The sequence below is a fragment of the bacterium genome (assembly GCA_037131655.1).
Classification (GTDB): Bacteria; Armatimonadota; Fimbriimonadia; order Fimbriimonadales; family JBAXQP01; genus JBAXQP01.
Map to the genome: position 1 here is coordinate 1 of JBAXQP010000290.1, position 3,442 is coordinate 3,442.

2 protein-coding genes are annotated in these 3,442 nt (G+C 45.0%); one reads left to right on the forward strand and one right to left on the reverse strand.

The window, feature by feature from the left end; all coding sequences use genetic code 11:
• Positions 1–441 precede the first annotated feature (441 nt).
• Positions 442–666: a DUF2158 domain-containing protein gene (locus WCO51_11330; GenBank protein ID MEI6513845.1), complete on the forward strand. Its 225-nt coding sequence runs from the start codon at positions 442–444 to the stop codon at positions 664–666.
• A 218-nt stretch (positions 667–884) separates the two neighbouring features.
• On the opposite strand, the gene WCO51_11335 is transcribed toward WCO51_11330, so the two are convergent.
• Positions 885–3,197, reverse strand: coding sequence for an SUMF1/EgtB/PvdO family nonheme iron enzyme (locus WCO51_11335; protein ID MEI6513846.1), 2,313 nt, complete (start codon positions 3,195–3,197; stop codon positions 885–887).
• Positions 3,198–3,442 lie beyond the last annotated feature (245 nt).

Below are 3,442 nucleotides of genomic sequence, written 5' to 3' on the forward strand. Positions count from 1 at the left end.
CATTTTGGAAATAACTCGCAAAGATTCAATACGTGTTTGGAAGAGGGACAAGCCGTAGGCGCGGCCCCGCTGGGTCTGATGGTAATGGTATAACTCAACTATTTCCATTTTGGAAATAGTTCGCAGCGTTGGCGTATGACACGCATTATAATGCCCTCCATTCGGGACTTCAATCTATCAATTGAAGAACATCATCGTATTGGGTGAATTATCATCTGCGGCAGTTATTTCCAAAATGGAAATAACTGCCGCTATGGGAAGAATTACCAAACTGCAATACTGTTAAAGATAGTCGTTAGACGGAGATAACTTGAGTTGGTGATGTGTAAAAATGATTTAGCTAGAATGAAGGAACCAAGCGCTTCTAAGAGAATAAACAGATTAGGTGCCAACTAGTGAACGTTGGTTCCAGCATATACGAGCGAATAAGGAGGTATCGAATTGGAAGAATTAAAAGTAGGCGATGTTGTTCAACTGAATAGTGGTGGGCCAGAAATGGCCATAAAGAAGTTTGGTGATTTCTCCGCCACTAATGGGCCTAAAGACGGGGTGATTTGTCAATGGAGAGTTGGCGAGGATATTAAAGAAGGAGAATTCCCCCGCGCTTCATTGAAAAAGTTTGATAAAGCAAAAAAGATGAAGAGCGTCTTTGATCTGAATAAATAATGTCCACTCCTAGGAGTTGCTGAGGTTCAGAACTCTGCAGTATTACAATACAGGATCGGGTTCCATATTGGAATAATAAACCCGACCCTGTATAGTTTCCTGCATTCCGCATGTACTTGTGTTTTGAAGAGGGATAAGCCAGAGGTGCGGCCCCGCTTAACGCCTATCCCTTTTTACATACACTACCATTGCAATTCGTATGCATTCGTGGGCTCTATTCATTTAAGAGGCATTGTGCACCTGAAGCCACAACTTTTAAAATCATATTGCCATCCGGGTGAGACAACCACTCTATAATCTACTCGTAGAAGTTCTGGTTCTTGGGTATCATAGGAACCTCCACAAAGAACATCTTTTCGCTGATAGTCACCTTCGCCGCGGCTAGAATCACCACACAATTCCATTACATTCCCATCAATGTCATATAGACCATATGGATTGGGCGGGAATGACGCTACCGGAGAAGCATAAGAATAGCCATCTGTATATCCTTTTATGGAATATATAATATTTCTATGCACGCTCTGATCCGCGAAGTTTCCTGTTCCGGCCGGCGGGGGCCAACTATTACCCCAAGGATAAATTCGACTGTCTCCTCCTCGCGCAGTATATTTCCATTGCGCTTCAGATGGTATCTTTACACCTGCCCATTTTGCATATGCATAAGCATCACTGAAACCTTGGGGGAGCCATACAACTGGATAATCATTTTGTTGAGGCCAAGGTATAGAACCTGGATATGGCATTTCTTGGTTCGTCGCTGTGCAGAATATGCGGTATTGTTCCACTGTGACTTCGGTCTTGTACATATAGAAGGCGTCGACTGATATTTTCTGCTTCGATTTTTGATCGATATATTCTCCAGCAGGAATCAATACCATCTCTGCACCATCTACAGGATTTATCTTTATTTGTGGCAATGAGACACAGCGGAAACCGACATTCTCGCTTCTAAAAGTAGGATTGTAGGTCGGTCGATAAGTAGAGCGGAAACTACCGGAAGCAAAGTCGTCCCAAGCTCCTCCACGCTGTATTTTCTCAGTACCTGTTGTTGGGCCGGCTGGATTCTTCAAAGGAGTGGTTTTGTAATAATCTGCGTTGTACCAGTCAGCACACCACTCATATACATTGCCAGCCATATCCAGCACTCCATATGGACTTGCCCCCTGGGGGAATTCACCGACGGAGGTCACCTTTTTTGCGTCTCCAGTTTTGGTGGTAGAACATTGCATTTTGGCTGCATCCCAAGTGTTTCCCCATGGATAGACTCGTTTATCTGTACCACGAGCCGCCTTTTCCCACTGTGCCTCTGTCGGCAGTGTCATACCGGCCCAGTCCGCATAAGCTTTTGCATCTGCCCAGGTGACATTAACGATAGGGTCGGTGTCCTGCCATTTCCATTCTGGTTCGGGTGGCATATTTCGTTCGGTCTCTGTGCAGAATTTCCGGTACTGCGCTACCGTTACTTCGGTTTTGTATAGAAGGTAAGAGTCTAATTGAACCTTATGTTGGGGCATTTCGTCTGCGAACATCTCACGTTTATCTCCGGGATGCTCTTTTAACCAGGCAGCTAGTTCTTCTTCACTTGTACCCATGAAGAACTCACCGGCAGGGACAAACATCATTTCGGCACCATCTTTCGCATTTATTCTGGTAGCAGGCAGGACTGAACATCTAAACCCAGTGTTTATGCTCTTTTCCTTTGGTGCCAAATAACCTCGGTTTGCACTGCGTAAGCTCCTTATACCACCATAACCGGGGTCACCACGGATTACCCGCAATTCCCCAGACGTCGCACCAAGAGGATTCTTTGCAGGTGCGTATTGATAATAGTCATCGCCATATCGGTCAGCACACCATTCGGATACATTCCCCTCCATGTCAAATAAACCAAAAGGATTTGCGGTGAATGACCCAACAGGTGCAATGTTCACAAACCCATCGTTGTATCCTGGTATTACTCCGGCAGATGCCCCATAGCGTTTGCCTGCAGCTTTATCAGCAAAGTTCCCTACGCCAGCTTTGGGCGGCCATGCTTCTCCCCACGGATATGTACGGCCATCATCACCACGTGCGGCTTTTTCCCACTGTGCCTCAGTAGGCAGTCCCACACCGGCCCAGTCAGCATAGGCCTTCGCATCTAACCAGGTAACATTAACAATAGGGTCAGTGTCATGCCACTTCCAATCAGGTTCAGAAGGCATGAGCCTTTTGGTGGACATACAGAAATTTCGATATTGTGCCACAGTAACTTCGGTCTTATACATGTAATAGGCATCTAAATAGACCGAACGTTGCGGCATTTCAGCAGCGTACTCTTCGCGCTTATCCGCGGTATTAACTGCCAACCAGTTTGCGAGTTCAAACTCGCTGGTGCCCATCATAAAATCTCCGGCAGGAATAAGCACCATCTCAGCACCATCATTCGGATTCACTTGCTTTGTAGGCAATGGTGCTGGCGTATAGGCCGCCCATACGCTATTCCCCAGCGTGACCAATAGAAGCAACAGGACTAGTTTTACCTTGTTCATGAGACACTCCTCTTAAAAATTTGATCTACAATCCTCTAAATGAGGCCAGTTCTTATACAAAATGGCCAGATTACATGATTGTTTTGTTTGAATTCGTTAATTGGTGAGGCTATTCCTGCTTGAAAATAAAAATTGTCAAATATTTTTCCCTCGTAAAGAAAAACGATTCATTATTACACTTCAAATCCCTATCTCAATCCTACAGGTTAAGCTTCGTTATTGTTGTTATTGGAATTGCTAAAAAA